Raw genomic sequence first — 17,891 nt, 5'->3', positions numbered from 1 at the left:
CGGCGCGGTCAGCCGACCAGCAGCTGGTGGCTGGCGAGTTCCCGGTACAGCGGGTCGGTGGCGGTCAGTTCGGCGTGGGTGCCCGCGGCCACCACCCGGCCGCCGTCGAGGACGACGATCTGGTCGGCATCGACCACGGTGGCCAGCCGGTGCGCCACGATCAACAGGGTCCGGCGGACGGCCACGGCGTCGATGGCGCGGCGCAGCGCGACCTCGTTGCGGGAGTCGAGGTTGCTGGTCGGCTCGTCGAGCAGCAGCACCGGCGGGCCGGCGAGCAGCGCGCGGGCGATGGCCAGCCGCTGCCGCTCACCTCCGGAGAGCAACACGCCACCCTCGCCCACCTGCACGTCGAGGCCCAGCGGGGTGCGCTGCGCCAGGTGGCCCAGGTTGACCTCGTCGAGGACGTCGCGCAACCGGTCGTCGGTGGCGTCCGGGGTGGTGATCAGCAGGTTCTCCCGCAGCGTGCCGGCCAGCACGGGAGCCTCCTGCTCGACGTAGCCGAGCCGGGCCCGCAGTGCGTCTCGGGGCAGGTCCCGTACGTCGGTGCCGTCGAGTCGGACCGCGCCGCCGCGCACCTCGTAGAAGCGCTCGACCAGGGCCAGCACCGTGGACTTGCCGGCGCCGGAGGGGCCGACCAGTGCGGTCCGGGTGCCGGCGGGGACCGCGAAGCTGACCTCGTGCAGCACCGGCTCGCCGCCCGGGTAGCCGAAGCCGACCCGGTCGAACTCGATCATCGGGGTCGGGCGGCGCGGAGTCGCCGTCGCGGCGGCGCGCGCCGGACTGTCGTCCGCGCCCTCCGCGGGCACGGCCAGAATCTCCTCGATCCGCTGGAGGGCGCCCAGGCCGGACTGCAACTGGGTGTACGCCCGCAGCACCTGACCCAACGGCAGCGCCAGCAGGAACAGGTACATGACGAACGCGACCAGGTCGCCGACGGAGATCGCCCCGGCGGCGACCCGTGCCCCACCGATGCCGAGCACCAGCAGGAACGCGCCCTGCACGGTGACTGAGCCGATCGGGCCGACCAACGCCTGCACCCGGGCCACCCGCAGCCCCGCCGCGTACGCCTCCCGGGCGCTACCGGTGACGGTCTCCGTCTCCCGGGTCTCGGCGCGGCTGGCCCGGATGGTCCGGGCCGCCGAGATGGCCCGCTCCACCGCCGAGGTCATCTCGCCGATCCGCTCCTGGGCGACTCGGGCCAGCGCCCGGACCCGGCGGGCGAAGGTGGCGGCGAAGACCAGCCCCAGCGCCACCCCGAGCAGGGTGACGCCGAACAGCAGCGGGTCGAGCAGCACCATGGCCGTGCCGGCGCCGACCACCGTCACCGCCCCGGTGACCGTCTCGAACAGCCCGGAGGTGACGACCGCGCGCAGCAGCGTGGTGTCCGAGCCGACCCGGGAGAGCAGGTCGCCGGTGCGTCGGCGGTCGTACTCGGCGATGGGCAGCCGCAGCAGGTGGCCGGCGAGCCGGCGCCGGGTGCCCAGCACCACTCCTTCGGCGGTGCGTTGCAGCAGGTAGTCACGCAGCCCGCCGATCGCCGCGCCGAGCACCACGAGGGCCACCAGCACCGCCACCAGCCGGGAGACGGCCTGCTCGGCACCGATCCGCTCCAGCACCGACCGGGTGAGCAGCGGTTGCGCCAGCGACGCCGCCGAGCCGACCAGCGACAGCGCGCCGACCACGACGAGGGTGCCGCGGTGTTCCCGCAGGTACGGCAGCAACGCGGCGAGGCCGACCGACCGGCTCCCGGGGCTGCCGCCGTCCGGCCGGTCGGTCGAGGTGTCGCCGGAAACAGGCCGGTCCTGCACGGTGCTCATGTCGCGAACGGTAGCCGCCCCTGGCACGCGGCGAAGGCGGGTCAGGTCGCGAGCACCACCTGAAGCTCCTGGCGGCGACGGTCGGCCAAATCGGTGAGGAGGGCGGGCGCCTCGTCGAACGGCACCACCGCCGAGACGAGGTGCTTGCGGATCGCGTCGCCGTACGTCCTGAGCAGGTCGACGGTCTCGGCGGAGAGCCGTTCGCGGTCCCAGGTGGGCGCAAGCCCGCGCGGCACCCGGCCGATCTGGGCGCAGCGCAGCGACAGCCCGTTGTGGTGGAACTCCTCACCGAGGCGGACCGCGTCCGCGCCGCCCTGGTAGAAGGCGAGGTCGATGACGGTGCCCTGGGGCCGCAGCAGCCGAAGGGCGAGGTGCAGCGCCCACGCCTGCCCCCGGCACTGGAACACCACGTCGGCGCCCCGGTCGCCCGCGGTGTGCGCCCAGCGGGTCTTGAGCACCACCGCCGGGTCGTCCGCGTCGGGGTCGAGGGTTTCCAGACCGAGCGCCTCGGCTACCTGACGGCGGTGCGGGGTGGGGTCGAGCACCACCACCGACGCGGCGCCGTTGTGCCGGGCGAACAACGCCGTCAGGAGCGCCACGACACCGGCGCCGACGACGGCGACCCGTCGGCCGCGTACCCCGTCGCCGAGCGCGCGGACGTCGGTGCCGTGCAGGTCGGCGGCGGCGTGCAGCAGACCGTTGGCGCAGATCGGGCCCATGTGGGCGACGTAGACGCCGAGCAGCGGGTCCAGGTCGTCGGGCAGCGCCACGAACCGTTCGGCGACCGGGTCGGCCAGCCAGCCGGTGCGGTGCCCGTACGTCATCGCGCCGACAGTGCCCACCGCGACGGCCGGGGTCTCGCTCTCCACCACCCGGCCGACCTGCATGTAGCCGAGTCGGGTCACCGGGTAGGGCGTGCTGGCGGCGCCCGGCTGGAACAGGCCTAGGTCGGCGTTCCAGGTGACGTTCAGGTAGGGGTTCGTGCCCTTGACGTAGCTCAGCTCGGTGCCGGCGGAGACGCCGCTGAACAGCGTCTCGACCCGGAACGTGCCGGGGCGCAGCGGGGCGGCGTCCTGCTCGACGAGGTCGACCCGGCCGGGACCGGTGACCACCACGACCTTGTCACGCATCGACTGTCACCCCGGTGGTGAGCGCCGCCGGCGCAGTGGCGGTGGCGAGCCGCACTGTGGTGCCGGTGCGGGCCGAGTCGGCCACGGCGAGGGCGAGCTGCTGGGTCGCGAGGGCCTCGGCGTACGGGACGCGCACGTCGTCGCCGATGCCGCGGACGGCGTCGACGAAGGCGCGGTCCACCGCCACCCGGGCGGCTTCCGGGTCGGCGGGGAGATGTCGTTCGCCGTCGGCGTCGCGGATCGACAGCCCGTCCTCGGTGATCACGAGGGCCAGCCCGTCGGCGAGGATCTCCAGGCCGGCGCGGTGCTTCCAGCCGAGGACGCAGGCGGCGCTGAGCGTGCCGACCGCGCCGTCGGCGAAGCGCAGCGCGGCGGTGGTCACCGAGTCGATGTCGGCGCCGTCGACCGGCGGTGGTGTGCCGTTGCCGTACGCGGTGACCTCGGTGACCTCGCCGGCCAGCACGCGGATCAGGTCGAGCACGTGGGCGGCCTGCTCGACAACGGGCCCGCCGGAGCGGTCCCGCCGCGACCACCACGCCACCGGGGGCACCTTGTCCAGCCAGGCGCCGCTGACCATCCGCACCGGACGGTCGGCGAGCAGGTCGCGGGCCTGGTCGAGCACGCTCAGGTAGCGCCAGTGGTGGCCGACGGCGGTGCGCAGGCCGCGCCGCGCGACCAGGTCGGCGATCCGCTCGGCGGTGCTCAGGTCGACGGCGACGGGCTTCTCCACGAACATCGGCACCCCGGCCTCGATCACCGCCTCCTCGGCGGGACCGTGCGCGAACGGTGGCACGCAGACGTACACGGCGTCCAGCTCGGTGGCCAGCAGCTCGGCGACGTCGGCGCAGGCCCGCCCGCCGTGCTGTGCGGCCAGCGCGGACGCGGCCTCCGGCGCGACGTCAGTGACGCCGACAAGCTCGACGTCGTCGAACCCGGCCAGTACCCGCGCGTGGCGTTGTGCCACGCCGCCGGCTCCGACCAGACCCACCCGGCAGTTCGGCATTCCGACACCCCTTCGAAGACATTTCATGTGCGATGGGAGCAGTCCCCTGAGCTGTGCGCAATCAAACGTTCATCACCCGGGAACGCATTGTCGTCACCAGTGTGATCAAGCTGTTGCCGAGAATGCGGTTAGCGCGTGATGAGGAATGGGAACAACCAAATTTGGTTTTTCCACGCACGAACGGAGGGGTGCCCGTGCGGGATACGACATCGAGTGTGTCGCCGGTGGTGGAGGCGTGGGCCACGTACCGGACGACGTCGGCGGCGGACTGGCCGACCCGTCGGCTGTTGCGTGCCAAGGGTGAGACCCGGGTCAGCGTGGTGCTGCCGGCGCGCAACGAGGAGGCCACCGTCGGCGCGATCGTGTCGACCATCAGGGAGCACCTGATGGACCGGGTGGCCCTGGTCGACGAGCTGATCGTGGTGGATTCCCGCTCGACGGACCGGACCGCGCAGGTGGCCCGTGCCGCCGGCGCGGAGGTGGTCAGTCAGGACGCGATGACCCGGGGGTTGCCCCGGCTCACCGGCAAGGGCGACGCGCTCTGGGCCGGGCTGGCCGCCGCCGAGGGAGACGTGGTGGCGTTCATCGACGCCGACCTGCGGGAGTTCCGACCGCACTTCGTGAGCGGGCTGCTCGGCCCGCTGCTGACCGACCCGTCGGTCGACTTCGTGAAGGGCTTCTACCACCGGCCCCTGGTGGGCAGCGCCAGCGTGGAGCAGGACGGTGGGGGCCGGGTGACCGAGTTGATGGCCAGACCGCTGCTCAACCTCTTCTGGCCCGAGCTGGCCGGCTTCGTGCAGCCGCTCGCCGGCGAGTACGCGGCTCGCCGGGACGTGCTGGCCCAGGTGCCGTTCGTCTCCGGATACGGGGTGGAGACGGCCATGATGATCGACCTGCTCGAGCTGGTCGGCCTGGACGCGCTGGCGCAGGTCGACCTCGGTGAACGCAAGCACCGCCACCAGGACACCGCCGCCCTGGGCCGGATGTCCGCGCAGATCATGTTGACCGCCTGGTCCCGGCTGCAACGGCGCGGCTGGGCGACCCCCGGGTTCGCGCCGGAGTCGTTGCTGACCCAGTTCCGTCGCGGCGGTTCGGACACCTTGCCGAACCTGGACCGCGAGATCGTGGTCAGCGACGTGTCCATCGAGGAGCGCCCGCCGTTGGCCGAACTGCGCCACCGGGTGCCCCGCCGCCGGGTGGCCGCCGCGTGAGCACGAGGAGCCTCACCGTGCTGATGAACGCCGGCCCGTGGCTGTCGGTGCCACCACCCGGCTACGGCGGCATCGAGAACGTCATCGCCACCCTGGTGCCGGAGCTGCGGCGACTCGGCGTACGGGTGGTGCTCGCCTCGGTGGGCAGCAGCACCCTGCCGGTGGACGAGCAGATCTCGGTCTTCGCCGACGGGCAGTTCGCCGCGTTGCAGCGGCCGTACAACCAGGTCTGCGGGATCGCCCAGGCGCACCTGGCCGGGGTGGTGCGGGAGTTGCACTCCCGCGACGACGTCGACCTGGTGCACGATCACGTCGAGGCGGTCGGGTTGGCCACCCTCGCCGCGATGGGGCCGGCCGGACCGCCGACCCTGCACACCCTGCACTGGGACCTGGCCAAGCACCCGGCTCTCTACGGCAGTCTGGACGGCGGCGACCGGGTCCGGGTCAACGGCGTCTCCGCGTCGCAGTTGGCCCGCGCCCCGCTGGCGCTGCGGGAGCACTCGGTGGGCCACGTGCACCTGTCCACGCCGCTCGCCGTGGACGCCGACCGGCGGCCCCGACCGGACAAGGGCGAGCACCTGCTCATCCTGGGCCGGATCAACCCGGGCAAGGGGCAGGACGTGGGTGCCCGGCTCGCGCACCGGGTCGGTATTCCGCTGGTGCTGGCCGGCCCCGTCGGCCCGTACCATCGGCCGGCCGACCTGGCCGCGGCCGGCGACGAGGCCCGGCAGAACCCGGACGTGCGGTTCTTCCTCGACGAGGTGGCACCGCACGTCGACGGTGACCTGGTCCGCTGGGTCGGCACCGTGGCCGGCCAGGAGCGCGACGACCTGCTCGCCAGCGCCCGCGCGTCGCTGTTCCCGCTGCGGTGGGAGGAGCCGGGCGGCACGGCGGTCGTCGAGTCGCTCGCCCTGGGTACGCCGGTGGTGGCCACCGCCCGGGGCTGCCTGCCGGAGCTGATCGAGCATGGCCGTACCGGGCTGCTCACCACCGACGAGGAGGAGTTGGGCGACCTCGTCCTCGCCGCCGAGTTGCTCGACCCCGACGAGTGCCGGCGGGTGGCCGCGCAGCGCTTCACGCCCGCGGTGATGGCGCAGCGTTACGTCGAGCTGTACGAGCGGGTCCGGCAGTCGGCGAGCGCGCCGAGGTTGCTGCCGGCCTGACCGACGGCGGGGCCCGGCCGGGGGTTTGCCGGTCGCGCTAGCGGGTAGCCGGCAGCGCTCATGCCCGCCGCGCGACGAGGAGCCGGGAATGGTCGGACCGATGGCGCACTCCCGGGCCCGACCCAACCCGGCCGACGGCAAACCGCCGGTCCGTCGCGCGGCGGCGACCGTGGGAGTGCTGTTCCTGCTGGTCGGCGTACTCGGCTTCGTGCCGGGGATCACCACCGGCATGGACGCGCTGCGCTTCGCCGGCCACGACTCGGGCGCGTACCTGTTCGGCGTCTTCCAGGTGTCGGTGCTGCACAACCTGGTGCACCTGGCGTACGGGGTGGTGGGTCTGCTGTTGGCCCGGACGGTCACCGGTGCTCGGGCGTTCCTGATCGGCGGCGGCGCGGTCTACCTGGTGCTCTGGCTCTACGGGCTGGCGGTGGACCACGACACCGGGGCGAACGTGCTGCCGGTCAACGACGCCGACAACTGGCTGCACCTGGGGCTCGGCGTCGGCATGATCGCACTGGGCGTCCTGACCGGCCGCCCCGTTGCTGACCGCCGAGCCCAAGCCTGACCGGCCGGGCCCGCCCCTGACCTGAGGTTGCGGGACGTGACCTGCCTCGCCCCGCCGTCGGTCCGGTTTGACCGGGAACGGCCTCGGGTAGTTGGCAGATCCCGACCCAGCAGCGAATTGAGGCGCCGATGTCGAGCGGGATCACCTGCGAGGTGCGCACCACCGCACCGGTGGCGGTCGTCCGGCTCACCGGTCCGCTGCATCTCGGCACGATGCGCTCCGTGCACCGGGCGCTCAGCGACGCGCTGGTCGACCAGCCGGAGGCGCTGGTGGTCGACATGGCCGGCGTGAGCGTGGAGGATCGGTTGGCGCTGTCCGTGTTCGCCGCGACCGCTCGCCGGGCCGAGGAGTGGCCGGCGGTGCCGGTGCTGCTCTGCTCCCCGTCGCCGGTCGCCGCACGATGGCTGGCCGAGTCGACGACGTGCCGGGTGCTCCCGGTGTCCGCGGACTGCGCGGAGGCGACCCGGTTGGCCGGCACGACGTCCACGCTGCGGATGCGGACCCGGCTGGAGCCGGTGGCCGGGGCCTGCCGGCGGGCCCGGGAGTTGGTCACCGAGGCGTGTGCGCGATGGAACCTGCCCCACGCGTCCGGCCCGGCCACGTTGGTGCTCAGTGAGCTGGTGGGCAACGTGGTGCGCCACGCCGGCACGCCGATGCAGGTGACGGTGACCCTGCGCCGGCCGTATCTGCACTTGGCGGTGGTGGACGGCAGCAGCGCCCAGGCCCGTGCGGGCAGGACGGACCTGCACGCCGAGGGTGGGCGAGGGTTGATGCTGGTCCGGGAGCTGACCCAGCGGTGGGGTAGCGTGCCGGCCGGTCCGGGCAAGGCCGTCTGGGCGATGCTTCCGGCAACCTGAGCGTTCGAGGCGCTTGCGCCGGTACTGGCGATCTGACCGAAATTCCCGTCATTGGCTGGTTACATGGTGTGAGGGTGGGTAGAGCACGCCCGTCCTTTCTGCCGTCACGACGGGGTGAGCAGCCATGCCCAAGCGGGTAACCACAGAACCCGGTCGCGATCGGGGCCCGGCGATCCTGGCACCGGCCCGTTTCGGGGGGTTCCCGGGAGCGGTACGGACACCGGTCCCCGGCAACTCCCTGATCAAGTTCCTCGCCACGACCGACCACAAGCAGATCGGCCTGCTGTATCTGCTGACCTCCTTCGGGTTCTTCCTGCTGGCCGGCCTGGAGGCGATGCTGATCCGGGCCGAACTGGCCCGCCCGGGGATGCAGTTCCTCTCCTCCGAGCAGTACAACCAGCTCTTCACCTCGCACGGCGCGGTGATGCTGCTGCTGTTCGCCACGCCAGCGGCGTTCGGGTTCGCCAACTACATCGTGCCGATCCAGATCGGCGCACCGGACGTGTCGTTCCCCCGCCTCAACGCGCTCGCCTACTGGCTGTACCTCTTCGGCGGCCTCATGGTGGTCGGCGGGTTCCTCGCCCCGGGCGGCTCGGCGGACTTCGGCTGGACCGCGTACGTCCCACTCAGCAGCGTCGAGAACAGCCCCGGCGTGGGCGCGAACATGTGGGTGCTCGGCCTGGTCGTCTCCGGGCTCGGCACCATCCTCGGCGCGGTCAACCTGATCACCACGATCCTCACCCTGCGCGCGCCCGGCATGACCATGTTCCGGATGCCGATCTTCACCTGGAACATGCTGTTCACCAGCGTGCTGGTGATCCTCGTCTTCCCGCTGCTGGCCGCCGCGCTGCTGGCGCTCTCGGCCGACCGGTTGCTCAACGCGCACGTGTACGACGCGGCCACCGGCGGCCCGATGCTGTGGCAGCATCTCTTCTGGTTCTTCGGCCATCCCGAGGTCTACATCATCGCGTTGCCGTTCTTCGGCATCATCACCGAGATCATCCCGGTCTTCTCCCGCAAGCCGCTCTTCGGCTACACGGGGATCGTGCTGGCCACCATCGCCATCACCGTGCTGTCGATGACGGTCTGGGCGCACCACATGTTCGCCACCGGCCAGGTGCTGCTGCCGTTCTTCAGCATCCTGAGCTACCTGATCGCGGTGCCCACCGGTGTGAAGTTCTTCAACTGGATCGGCACCATGTGGAAGGGCCAGCTCACCTTCGAGACGCCGATGCTGTTCGCCATCGGCTTCCTGGTCACCTTCCTGCTCGGCGGCCTCACCGGTGTCCTGCTGGCCAGTCCGCCGGTCGACTGGCACACCCATGACAGCTACTTCGTGGTGGCGCACTTCCACTACGTGGTGTTCGGCACCGTGGTCTTCGCCCTCTTCGGCGGCTACTACTTCTGGTGGCCCAAGATGACCGGACGACTGCTCGACGAACGGCTCGGCAAGGCGCACTTCTGGACCATGTTCATCGGCTTCCACGGCACCTTCCTGGTGCACCACTGGCTGGGCAGCGAGGGCATGCCGCGCCGGTACGCCGACTACCTGCCCACCGACGGTTTCACCACCCTGAACACGGTCTCCAGCATCTTCGCGTTCATCCTCGGCCTGTCCACCCTCTTCTTCATCTACAACGCCTGGAAGTCCTGGCGGTACGGGGCGATGGTGACGGTGGACGACCCGTGGGGCTTCGGCAACTCCCTGGAATGGGCCACCAGTTGCCCGCCGCCGCTGCGCAACTTCGACCGGATGCCCCGGATCCGCTCCGAGCGCCCTGCCTTCGACCTGAAGTACGGCCCGCTCGTCGCCGATCTGGGCCGCGACCTGCCGCAGCGCACCACCAAGCCGCCACAGCACTTCGCCGAGGAGTTCCGGATGGAGCATCACGCCCCGGAGTCGCCGTCCGCCGAGGGCGCGCACGGCGCACGCGACGCGGTCGACTACCAGCCGGCGCCGCGCTCCGGCGCCCGGCCGGTGGACGTGCCGGAGCCCGAGGGCGTCCGCCGGCCGAGTTTCGAGCAGAGCGACCCGCCGCAGGACGCCGAGGACGAGCCGAAGCCGCACGAGCGCTGGCGCCACCCGCACAGCGACGGCAACCCCGAAGAGCACTGACCAGGGGTACGCGCAGAAGGGCCGACACCCAGCGGGGTGTCGGCCCTTCGTTCGTCCGTGTGCGTCAGTCCCGGGCCGGCGCCAGGCCGGCGGCGGTGAGCGAGCGGCGTACCGCGGGCTGGACCCGGGTCAGCCGCAGCGGCACCCCGGTCCGCTCCGCCGCGTCCCGGCCGGCCATCAGCGCGGCGATCCCACCGGCGTCGAAGCCACCCGCGCCGACCAGGTCGACGACCACCTCGCTGGGCTGGCCGGTGACCGCCTCCAGCATGGCCCGGCGCAGCTGGTCCGCGCCGTCGCGGTCGATCTCGCCGCCGACCTCGACCACCACCGAGTCGCCGTTCTGTTTGACCGAGATCCGGGTCTTGCCCGGGTCGGGTTCGGCGGCGCCGTTCTGCCACGGCGGCGGCGCGTCTGCGAGCATCGCCTGGCGCAGCCAGGTGAGCGCCCGCGACAGCAGTCGGGACACGTGCATCTGCGAGATGCCGAACCGGGCGGCGATCTCCGCCTGGGTCTGGTTGCCGTAGAAGCGCATCGCGAGGATCCGTCGCTCACGCCAGGGCAGTCGGTGCAGCAGGCCGCTCACCGTCACCCGGTCGTCGACCGACTCCAACGCGTTGTCCGACTCGCCGACCAGGTCCCCGAACTCGGCGGAGCTCTCCCCACCCACCGGCGCGTTCAGCGAGGCCGGGCTGTAGCCGGCCGCTGACTCCAGGGCGGCGAGGATCTCCTCCTCCGGGGTCTCCAGCCGGGCGGACAGCTCGGCCACCGACGGGGCCCGGGACAGCTCGCTGGTGAGTGCGGCGGTGGCCTGCCCCACCTCGAGGATCAGGTCTCGCAGCCGGCGGGGCACGTGCACGCCCCAGGTACGGTCCCGGAAGTGGCGTTTGATCTCGCCCACGATGGTGATCGCGGCGTACGCGGTGAACGAGCCTCGTTCGGGGTCATAGCGGTCGACGGCGTTGACCAGCCCCAGCCGGGCAACCTGCTCCAGGTCCTCCAGCGGCTCCCCCCGCCCCCGGTACCGACGGGCCAGCCGGCCGGCGAACGGCAGCGCGAAGCGCACCAGGTCGTCCCGGGCCTCCCCCCGCCGCTCCGGCGGCAGCCCGGCGATCCGGGCCGCGTACGCCATCGCCGCCGCGTCGAGATCCTCCAGACCTCGATCGGTGGGTGGTGGTGGGGTCGTGGTCGTGGTCGTGCTCGTCTGTCCGAACATCCGCGCCTCCCTCAGGAAGGTCCCCCGCCCGGATCGGGAAACCGGTCGTGCGCGTGGTCGAGCCACGCACCGGGCCGGAAAGTGGGTCAGTGACTGGGATGCCAGCGGGCGACACCGCCTCTACGCAGCGCAATCAGGCCGTCGCAGCCAGCGATGTTCCCGCTCCGTAGGTACTCAATCACGGGACCCGGGGTTCGCGAGGATGTTTCGGCGTGCTCCGTCTCAGGAGACCAACAACCCCTGGTGGCCGCCGCTGTCGCGGAGCACTGCCAGCGCCTCGGCGACCCCCAGCGGGGGCGGCGCGGGCAGGTCGTACGGCTGGGCGCGCAGCACCTCGGTGGCCCGGCGGGTGGGCACCGAGGTGACCGGGTAACCCCGGGCGGTGGTGCGGTCCAGCGCCCGACGCCGCCGACCGAACCCGGCGACGGCCAGCCACTGCGGCAACCCGGCCAGCGCGGGTGAGCGCACCCCGGGCGGCTCGGGCAACACGTCCACCGAGCTGAACGCCTCGCTGCCGGCGAGCCACCACTCGGCCTCGTCGACGCTGCGGCGGGTGGCGTTCTCACACCAGTACGGCACCAGCCCCGCCCGCACCACCTGCCACGGGTCGAGCAGTCGACCGCACTCCACCACCAACCGGTCACCGGTCTTGCCTGCGCGCCGCAGCCACCGCCGGTACAGGTCGGCCACGCCCGCGCTCAGCGCCGCCGGCCGGGGCACCAACACCCGGTGCAGCGGGTGCTGGTGGCGGGCGGACCAGTCCCGCGCGGCCAACTCGAAGCCCGAGTCGACGCCGTGCTCGGCGTACGCCGACGGCACGGACACCTCCGGCGGCTGCCACCGGGTCGCGTCGCCCCCGACGGAGCGCAGCACCTGCCGCAACGCGTGGCTGTCCGGGTGGAAGTCCACCGGGTCCAGCCCACTGCCCGGGCAGCCGACCTGGAAGCTGTGCCCCGGCCCGCGCTCCAGCACCGGCCAGGTGCGCGCGTCGCGGACCAGGAGCACGGGGGCACCCGGCACCAGCAGGTCGGCCAGGAACCGCGCGTACGCGGCCGGTAGGGCCCTCCACGCGGCGGTCAGCGACACGGTCGCCCCGGTCAGCGCGCCACGGCTGGCCGGGCAGTGCACCTGGCGCAGGTGCAGGTCGGCGTTGCCGGCGAGCAACCGGGTGGCGAGTGCGGCGCCATGCTCCGCGGCGTCCGCCGGGCGGTCCACTCCGCCGTCGGACCAGTGCACTGTCATCTCGAAGCCCGCCGGCAGCCACGGCACGCCGAGGGCCACCGCGAGGTGTGCGGCCGCGCCGTGCGGAGAGCCGATCAGCACCCCGGGGTAGCGCCGGCGGGGGTACTGGTCGACGAACCAGCGGGCCACCCTTGCGGCGTCCACCTCGTCGACCTGGGCCACGGTGAGCGCGACCCGACCGGCGGCGCGGGTGACCGCAGCCCGGCGTACCGGCTCGGGGGCGCCGGGGAACCGCGACGTCGGCCCGGTGTGCCCGAGGTCGGCGCAGTCGACCCCGCGTAGTGCCCGGGCGGTGGCGGCGACCAGCACCCGGGCGGAGCTGCCCGCGGCCACGACCCGGTCGCCGGCGAGACCGGCGCCATCGGCCGTGAGCCCCTTGTGCACCTTGTGCACCGGCCCCACCTTGCCTCGTTCGCTCACCACGCGGCCCGGCTTCCCGTCCCGATGGGGTTCAAACGGGGCATCACCCACCTGGCGGCACATTCCGCTGGTCAGCGGGGTGCCCCGGTCATCACCGGCGTTCGACGGCTCGGGTTTCGCCAGGGCCAGGGCGGGCACTTCCGGGGCCATGCGCACCGACGACACCAGCGAGCCCGCCGCCGCCACGATCACCCCGTACGAGGACGGACCGCTGCTGGTCCGCGGCGACTTCGCGTTGGTCACCCCGGACGGCGAGCGCATCGACGCACGGCGGGGCACTGTGGCGTTGTGCCGGTGCGGCAAGTCGGCGCTCAAGCCGTTCTGCGACGGCACCCACAAGGCGATCAACTTCCGCGCGGGCACCACCCGCGAGGGCTGACCCCACATCGCCGCGTCGCGCAGCGAGAGGGCGCGGAGGGGCCGCACCAGAGGCTCTGCCCCTTTGATCAGACGAGCGCGGGTGGGGCCACCTCCTGCGACGCCACAAGCGAGACCTTGGGCGGCACGGCCGGCGGGGCCGGTGCGCGCAGCGAGCTTCGGCCGGCGGCCCAGCTGTCCAGCAGGTGCGCGGCGAACAGCCGGTCCACCGCTAGCCCGGCCGCCGCGCCGAAGAGCACATCGGAGGCGAGGGCCGGCTCGACGCTTACCAGGCCACCGCACATGTCGTGTGCGGCGATCTGCTCGTGCACCGCGTCGGCCTCGACGTGCTCGTCGTAGAAGCGGGTGGCCACCTCATCGAAGCCGAGCCGGCGCAACCCGTTGCCGTAGCGACGGTTGGGCAGCGAGGAGGTCATCTCGAACGCGGCCAGGTGCCCGAGCAGCGCGCCGCGCAGCCGTCGGTGCAGCCCGAACAGCGACATCAGGTTGTTGGTCGCCAACGTCACCGCCGGCGCCACGGCGATGTGGGCGCCGTAACCGGTGTCCAGGCCCAGCCGGTCGAGGGTGCTCCGGAACAGCTCGGCGTGCATCCGGTCCAGCCGCCCGTTGCCGTACTCGTCGGTCTGGATCTCCACGAGCGCGGCCTTGGCCGGGCCACCGAGGCGGGGCAGCGCCCAGCTGTGCGGGTCCGCCTCCCGCAGGTGGTAGACGGAGCGGTGGACGACGAACTCGCGGAACTGGGTGAGGTTGGCGCGGCGTTGCAACGTCGCGGCCAGCGCCGGCCCGTCGTCGGCAGCGACCAGCTCGGCCAGGCCGGCCGCCACCCCGGCGGCGGGCACCGACGGCGCGCCGACCAGCCGACGCAGCGCCGTCTCGAATACCCGTTCGCAGCGGGCACGCACCGCCAGTAGCGTCGGCTGCCACTCCCACAACTCGTCCACCCCGAGCCAGCCCCGGTAGTGCAGCTCGTAGCAGAGAAACAGCGTCAGCTGCAGGTCCTCGTCGGTGATCGGGTCCGCAGGGTAGAGGTCGACGCCGAGATCGGCCGGCAGGTCGTGCGGCGGGTGCCGCAGAGCCTCCACGACCGCCGCGGAGAGCGGACCCCGTGCCGTCGGCAGGGTCGCGGGACCGTAGCGGCGGTCGGCGGGCTCGGACATGGGACCTCCAGCGTCGTCGGGCCGCTACTCATGCCCTGGTCCAGGGTGGCTAAACGAGGTCGTCAGCGTTCGCGGTGGCCTCCACCTGCTCGCGGACCTTCCGGGCCGGAGCGCCCTCGGCGTACAGGCCCCGCAGGTCGGCGAAGGCGGGCTCCGGCGGCGCCAGGGACACCGCCGGGTCGACGACCGCCTCCAGTACGCAGGGGCGGTCCGCGGCGAGGGCCTCGTCCCAGGCCGCGCCGACCAGCTCCGGACGGTCCACCCGCACGCCGTGCAGCCCCAGCAGCCGGGCCCACCCGGCGTACGGCACGTCGGGGCGGCGGCGGGTCGGGTCGGACGACGGTTGTCGCCCGCCACCCATGCCGTTCTGGTCCCTGTTGTTGAGCACCAGCACCACCAGCCGCGGGTCGCGCCACTGCTGCCAGAGGTGCGAGACGGTGATCAGTTCGGCGAGCCCGTTGAGCTGCATCGCCCCGTCACCGACCAGCGCAACCACCGGCTGGTCGGGGGCGGCGAGCTTGGCCGCCACCGCGTACGGCAGCGCACAACCCATCGAGCCCAGGGTGCCGCACAGCTGCGCGTTGACCCCCGGTGGCAGGGTGAGGTGCCGGGCGTACCAGTAGAGGACCGAGCCGACGTCGACGGCGACCGACCCGGTCCCCGGCATCCGGGCGGACAGCTCCTGGAGGACGAGCTGCGGGTTGACCGGGTCCGCGGCGGCGGCGACCCGCTCGGCGGCGACCTCCCGCCAGCGGTCCACCGAACTCTCCACGGTGGCGCGCCACTGCTGTTCGGGCCGACCGCGCAATCGGCTCAGCAGCGCCCGCAGCGTCTCGGCGGCGTCACCGACCAGCGGCACGTCGGCCGGGTACCGGGCGCCGATCCGGCGACCGTCGATGTCGATCTGGACCGTGCGCGCCTGCTCGGGCATCGGGAAGTAGTCGGTCCACGGGTCGTTGGTGCCGACCATCAGCAGCGTGTCGCAACCACCCATCAGCTCGGCGGCGGCCGGGGTGCCGACCTCGCCGAGCACCCCGGTGTGGAACGGCAGCCGCTCGTCGAGCACCGGTTTGCCGAGCAGCGAGGTGGCCACCCCGGCGCCGAGCCGGTCGGCCATCTCGATGATCTCGGCGGCGGCGTCCCGACCGCCCTGGCCCACCAGGATCGCGGTCCGCTGGCCGCCGCCGAGCAGCTGCGCGGCGGCGTCCAGGTCCACGTCGTGCGGCAGGACCCGGGCCAGCGGTTCGCCGGGGGTCGCCGTGATCACCCCGGCGCCGTACGACTGCAGGTCGGGCACCAACGCCTCCTGCAATTGTCGGGGCAGCACCACGCACGTCGGGCTGCGGGTCGCCGCCGCCGTCCGGAACGCCTGGTCCAGCAGCGCCCCCACCTCATCGGGACTACGGCCGTACCGGACGAACTGGTTGCACACGTCGCCGAAGAGCCGGCTCAGCCCGATCTCCTGGTGCGCGCCGCCGAGCGGCCCGGAGATGTCCTCCCCGACGATGGCCACCACCGGCTTGCTGTCCAGCTTCGCGTCGTAGAGGCCGTTGAGCAGCTGGACGGCGCTGGGGCCCTGGGTGGCGAGGCAGACCCCGATGCCGCCGGTGAACTTGGCGTGCCCGGTGGCCATGAACGAGGCGGTCTCCTCGTGCCGGGCCGGGATGAACGCCGGCTCGCCGCCGGTGCGGTCCAGCGCGTCGACCAGTGGAGCGATCGCCTCGCCCGGGTACCCGAAGGCGCGGGGCACCCGCCAGGCCAGGAGCCGCTCCACCACGACGTCCGCAACCGTTCGGTCAACCATTGCCGCGCCCCGGTGTGCTGGGGTCGACGTAGCGCAGTACCGCGCCGACGCCGTCGGTGAGGTCGGGCGCTTCATCGGGGCCGAGCACGGTCAGTGCCGCGTCGGTGCCCACGAGCGCCCGGACCAGCGCCGCGTCGGCGCGTACCCGCTGCGGGTCGGCGACCGACATGGCGGCCAGCTGCCCCGGGTCGACGGCGATCTCGGTGGGTTGCGCGCCGATCCACAGCTCACCGTTGGCCGACGGGTCGTCCACGATGATCATCGTGTCGACCTGGTTGCGTTGCAGGGCCGAGACGACAGCGTCGAGGCCGCCGCCCACGTCCTCCTGCACGCCGAACTTGTCCAACGCGGCGCTGATCCGCTGGTCGGCGATCTCCGCGATGGTCTGCACGGTGAGGTCGTCCAGCAATGTGAGGTCGGCGCCAGCTGCCCGGGAGCCGGCGTCGGTGCGGACCATCAGGTCCTGCCAGCGCTCAGGCATCTGGGCGGCGATCATGCCGGTGGCCCGAACGTCGCCGGCCACCACCACCACCTCCGCGCCGACCTTCTCGGCCAGGTCAACGGTCGCGGCGGTGACGTCGCCGGCGTTGCGGTGCCAGGCCTCCATGGCGGCCTTCTGGTAGATGTCCTGAGACCAACCACCGGGCTGCGGCTTGCGCAGCGGGAAGGTCTCCCCACCAACGACGTGGGCCTTCCGCGGAACCCCACCGGCGCTGATGGCGATCGCGTCCGCGCCGGTGCGGTCGGCCAGCACGCGCACCCAGGCCACCTGCTCGCCGCGTTGGGCGAGCAACGGCATCACGTGCGGCAGCGGCCCCACGTGGGCCAGGTCCCGCAGTGGCGGCGCGGACAGGAACTCGGAGAGCACCACCCGGCCGTGACTTGCGAATACCGCCAGGCCGTAGTCCCCGACCATCGGATCATGACCTCGGACCACCCGGTCCAGCGCGGCGATGTTCGCCTCGTCCGCCCCCTGTTCGGCCAGGCTGCGCTCCAGGGCACGCCAGCGCAGATCCAACGCGGGATGGGCGTCCTCCGTGTCCGCGGAGGCGTCCAGATACACCGAGCACCACGGCCCGGGACGGTCGTAGAGCGGGCGCAGGAAGGACAGCTGCATGCTCGACCCCTTTCCAGCTCGGCCCCCCGCTTACCCGGGTCGCCGGGGATGTCACCTCGCGGCCGTGAGCCCGTGACCAGGTTTCATTCACGTCGTTCAACCGACGACGTCGATACGATCTGTGAACACAAGCGGACTCTCGGTGGTGGAAATGGACAGCGGACTCGATACCCGACGGATCGTGCACCCGACGGAACGAATCGTCACCGGGCGGCTGATCCGCCTGCTCGACGGCTACACCCGTGAGGTACGCATCGGTCAGCCGGTGCTGGTGGCGGTGCTCGCGGCGGCGGCCTTCGCCCGGCTGCCCGCCCTGCTTCTGCGCTCGCTCTTCTCGTTCGGCGGCGGCGGCACCCGCCGTCGCTGGAAGGAGCTGAAGCAGGGTCCGGAATACCTGGTCACCCCGGTGCGGCTACGCAACGCCGCCGGTCAGCTCTGCGAGGTGGAGCTGCACGGTCACCTGCCGCAGAGCGCCCTGCACCCGGCAGACCAGGTGCAGCTCACCCTGCGCCCGCAACGCGACCCGGAGCTGCCGCCCCGGATCGAGCGGATCGTCAACCTCACCACCGGGCAGCTGCTGACCCCGCGTACGGCGACGCTCTGGTCGCATCTCGGGCCGCCGCTGCTGCTGCAGGCGTTCCTGGGCACGCTGCTGCTGGCCGGCGTCGCGGCCTGCTCCGCGCTGACCTGACCGGCCC

General features: G+C 72.8%; 15 protein-coding genes. 7 read left to right on the top strand and 8 right to left on the bottom strand.

Annotated elements, in window-relative coordinates; all coding sequences use genetic code 11:
• Nucleotides 1–8: 8 nt before the first annotated feature.
• From FB453_RS05280 to FB453_RS05270, 3 genes are read right to left on the bottom strand one after another with little or no spacing between them, the layout of a single operon-like run.
• A complete protein-coding gene (locus FB453_RS05280; protein WP_486480165.1) occupies nucleotides 9–1,817 on the bottom strand; it encodes an ABC transporter ATP-binding protein in 1,809 nt (602 codons plus the stop codon).
• A gap of 41 nt (nucleotides 1,818–1,858) precedes the next feature.
• Entirely contained in the window at nucleotides 1,859–2,947 is a 1,089-nt protein-coding gene (locus FB453_RS05275) for a zinc-dependent alcohol dehydrogenase (protein ID WP_112698322.1), read from the bottom strand.
• Nucleotides 2,940–3,950, bottom strand: a complete 1,011-nt coding sequence (locus FB453_RS05270) for a Gfo/Idh/MocA family protein (protein ID WP_145788011.1) — start codon at nucleotides 3,948–3,950, stop codon at nucleotides 2,940–2,942. Before FB453_RS05270 ends, FB453_RS05275 begins: the two co-directional genes overlap by 8 nt.
• Nucleotides 3,951–4,177: 227 nt before the next feature.
• On the opposite strand from FB453_RS05270, the gene FB453_RS05265 reads away from it, so the two are divergent.
• From FB453_RS05265 to ctaD, 5 genes are all read left to right on the top strand, one after another.
• Complete coding sequence (locus tag FB453_RS05265) at nucleotides 4,178–5,161, top strand: glucosyl-3-phosphoglycerate synthase (protein ID WP_225855332.1); 984 nt, start codon at nucleotides 4,178–4,180, stop codon at nucleotides 5,159–5,161.
• A 23-nt stretch (nucleotides 5,162–5,184) separates the two neighbouring features.
• A complete protein-coding gene (locus FB453_RS05260; RefSeq protein ID WP_112587928.1) occupies nucleotides 5,185–6,324 on the top strand; it encodes a glycosyltransferase in 1,140 nt (379 codons plus the stop codon).
• An 88-nt stretch (nucleotides 6,325–6,412) separates the two neighbouring features.
• Nucleotides 6,413–6,889 carry a DUF4383 domain-containing protein gene (locus tag FB453_RS05255; RefSeq protein WP_145788009.1) on the top strand — a complete coding sequence of 159 codons (477 nt, stop codon included), beginning with the start codon at nucleotides 6,413–6,415 and terminating at the stop codon, nucleotides 6,887–6,889.
• 128 nt (nucleotides 6,890–7,017) lie between these two features.
• Nucleotides 7,018–7,746 carry an ATP-binding protein gene (locus FB453_RS05250; protein ID WP_145788007.1) on the top strand — a complete coding sequence of 243 codons (729 nt, stop codon included), beginning with the start codon at nucleotides 7,018–7,020 and terminating at the stop codon, nucleotides 7,744–7,746.
• A 124-nt stretch (nucleotides 7,747–7,870) separates the two neighbouring features.
• The gene (gene ctaD, locus FB453_RS05245) at nucleotides 7,871–9,862 is read left to right on the top strand and encodes an aa3-type cytochrome oxidase subunit I (protein WP_112587480.1); all 1,992 of its coding nucleotides are present in this window, start codon (nucleotides 7,871–7,873) and stop codon (nucleotides 9,860–9,862) included.
• Nucleotides 9,863–9,926: 64 nt separating this feature from the next.
• On the opposite strand, the gene FB453_RS05240 is transcribed toward ctaD, so the two are convergent.
• Nucleotides 9,927–11,075 (bottom strand): SigB/SigF/SigG family RNA polymerase sigma factor, encoded by a 1,149-nt coding sequence (locus tag FB453_RS05240; RefSeq protein ID WP_112587482.1) that lies wholly within the window; start codon nucleotides 11,073–11,075, stop codon nucleotides 9,927–9,929.
• Between the two features lie 222 nt (nucleotides 11,076–11,297).
• Complete coding sequence (locus FB453_RS05235) at nucleotides 11,298–12,740, bottom strand: hypothetical protein (RefSeq protein ID WP_486480164.1); 1,443 nt, start codon at nucleotides 12,738–12,740, stop codon at nucleotides 11,298–11,300.
• 145 nt (nucleotides 12,741–12,885) lie between these two features.
• Between FB453_RS05235 and FB453_RS05230 the strand changes: the two genes are divergently transcribed.
• On the top strand, nucleotides 12,886–13,116 hold the full coding sequence (locus FB453_RS05230) for a CDGSH iron-sulfur domain-containing protein (protein WP_112587484.1): 231 nt from the start codon (nucleotides 12,886–12,888) through the stop codon (nucleotides 13,114–13,116).
• Between the two features lie 67 nt (nucleotides 13,117–13,183).
• Here the strand turns inward: FB453_RS05230 and FB453_RS05225 are convergent, their stop codons facing one another.
• The 3 genes from FB453_RS05225 to FB453_RS05215 are packed head-to-tail and all read right to left on the bottom strand — an operon-like array spanning nucleotide 13,184 to nucleotide 17,193.
• Nucleotides 13,184–14,272, bottom strand: coding sequence for an iron-containing redox enzyme family protein (locus FB453_RS05225; RefSeq protein ID WP_145788003.1), 1,089 nt, complete (start codon nucleotides 14,270–14,272; stop codon nucleotides 13,184–13,186).
• Between the two features lie 49 nt (nucleotides 14,273–14,321).
• A complete protein-coding gene (locus FB453_RS05220) occupies nucleotides 14,322–16,076 on the bottom strand; it encodes a thiamine pyrophosphate-binding protein (RefSeq protein ID WP_145788001.1) in 1,755 nt (584 codons plus the stop codon).
• Complete coding sequence (locus FB453_RS05215; RefSeq protein ID WP_112676564.1) at nucleotides 16,069–17,193, bottom strand: baeRF2 domain-containing protein; 1,125 nt, start codon at nucleotides 17,191–17,193, stop codon at nucleotides 16,069–16,071. The genes FB453_RS05220 and FB453_RS05215 overlap by 8 nt, the downstream gene beginning before the upstream one ends.
• 142 nt (nucleotides 17,194–17,335) lie before the next feature.
• Here FB453_RS05215 and FB453_RS05210 point away from each other — a divergent pair, with 142 nt between their 5' ends.
• Nucleotides 17,336–17,884, top strand: a complete 549-nt coding sequence (locus FB453_RS05210; protein ID WP_181518497.1) for a hypothetical protein — start codon at nucleotides 17,336–17,338, stop codon at nucleotides 17,882–17,884.
• Nucleotides 17,885–17,891 lie beyond the last annotated feature (7 nt).

This window comes from Micromonospora sp. CNZ322 (assembly GCF_007827755.1).
Note: the sequence above shows the minus strand (reverse complement) of the source record. Positions and strands in the feature narration are given on the sequence as shown.

What these genes read in the sequence shown, in the direction of transcription:
- FB453_RS05280 (WP_486480165.1), bottom strand. Translation starts at nt 1,817, where the DNA reads ATGAGCACCGTGCAGGACCGGCCTGTTTCCGGCGACACCTCGACCGAC.
- FB453_RS05275 (WP_112698322.1), bottom strand. Translation starts at nt 2,947, where the DNA reads ATGCGTGACAAGGTCGTGGTGGTCACCGGTCCCGGCCGGGTCGACCTC.
- FB453_RS05270 (WP_145788011.1), bottom strand. Translation starts at nt 3,950, where the DNA reads ATGCCGAACTGCCGGGTGGGTCTGGTCGGAGCCGGCGGCGTGGCACAA.
- FB453_RS05260 (WP_112587928.1), top strand. Translation starts at nt 5,185, where the DNA reads ATGAACGCCGGCCCGTGGCTGTCGGTGCCACCACCCGGCTACGGCGGC.
- FB453_RS05255 (WP_145788009.1), top strand. Translation starts at nt 6,413, where the DNA reads ATGGTCGGACCGATGGCGCACTCCCGGGCCCGACCCAACCCGGCCGAC.
- FB453_RS05250 (WP_145788007.1), top strand. Translation starts at nt 7,018, where the DNA reads ATGTCGAGCGGGATCACCTGCGAGGTGCGCACCACCGCACCGGTGGCG.
- ctaD (WP_112587480.1), top strand. Translation starts at nt 7,871, where the DNA reads ATGCCCAAGCGGGTAACCACAGAACCCGGTCGCGATCGGGGCCCGGCG.
- FB453_RS05240 (WP_112587482.1), bottom strand. Translation starts at nt 11,075, where the DNA reads ATGTTCGGACAGACGAGCACGACCACGACCACGACCCCACCACCACCC.
- FB453_RS05230 (WP_112587484.1), top strand. Translation starts at nt 12,886, where the DNA reads ATGCGCACCGACGACACCAGCGAGCCCGCCGCCGCCACGATCACCCCG.
- FB453_RS05225 (WP_145788003.1), bottom strand. Translation starts at nt 14,272, where the DNA reads ATGTCCGAGCCCGCCGACCGCCGCTACGGTCCCGCGACCCTGCCGACG.
- FB453_RS05220 (WP_145788001.1), bottom strand. Translation starts at nt 16,076, where the DNA reads ATGGTTGACCGAACGGTTGCGGACGTCGTGGTGGAGCGGCTCCTGGCC.
- FB453_RS05215 (WP_112676564.1), bottom strand. Translation starts at nt 17,193, where the DNA reads ATGCAGCTGTCCTTCCTGCGCCCGCTCTACGACCGTCCCGGGCCGTGG.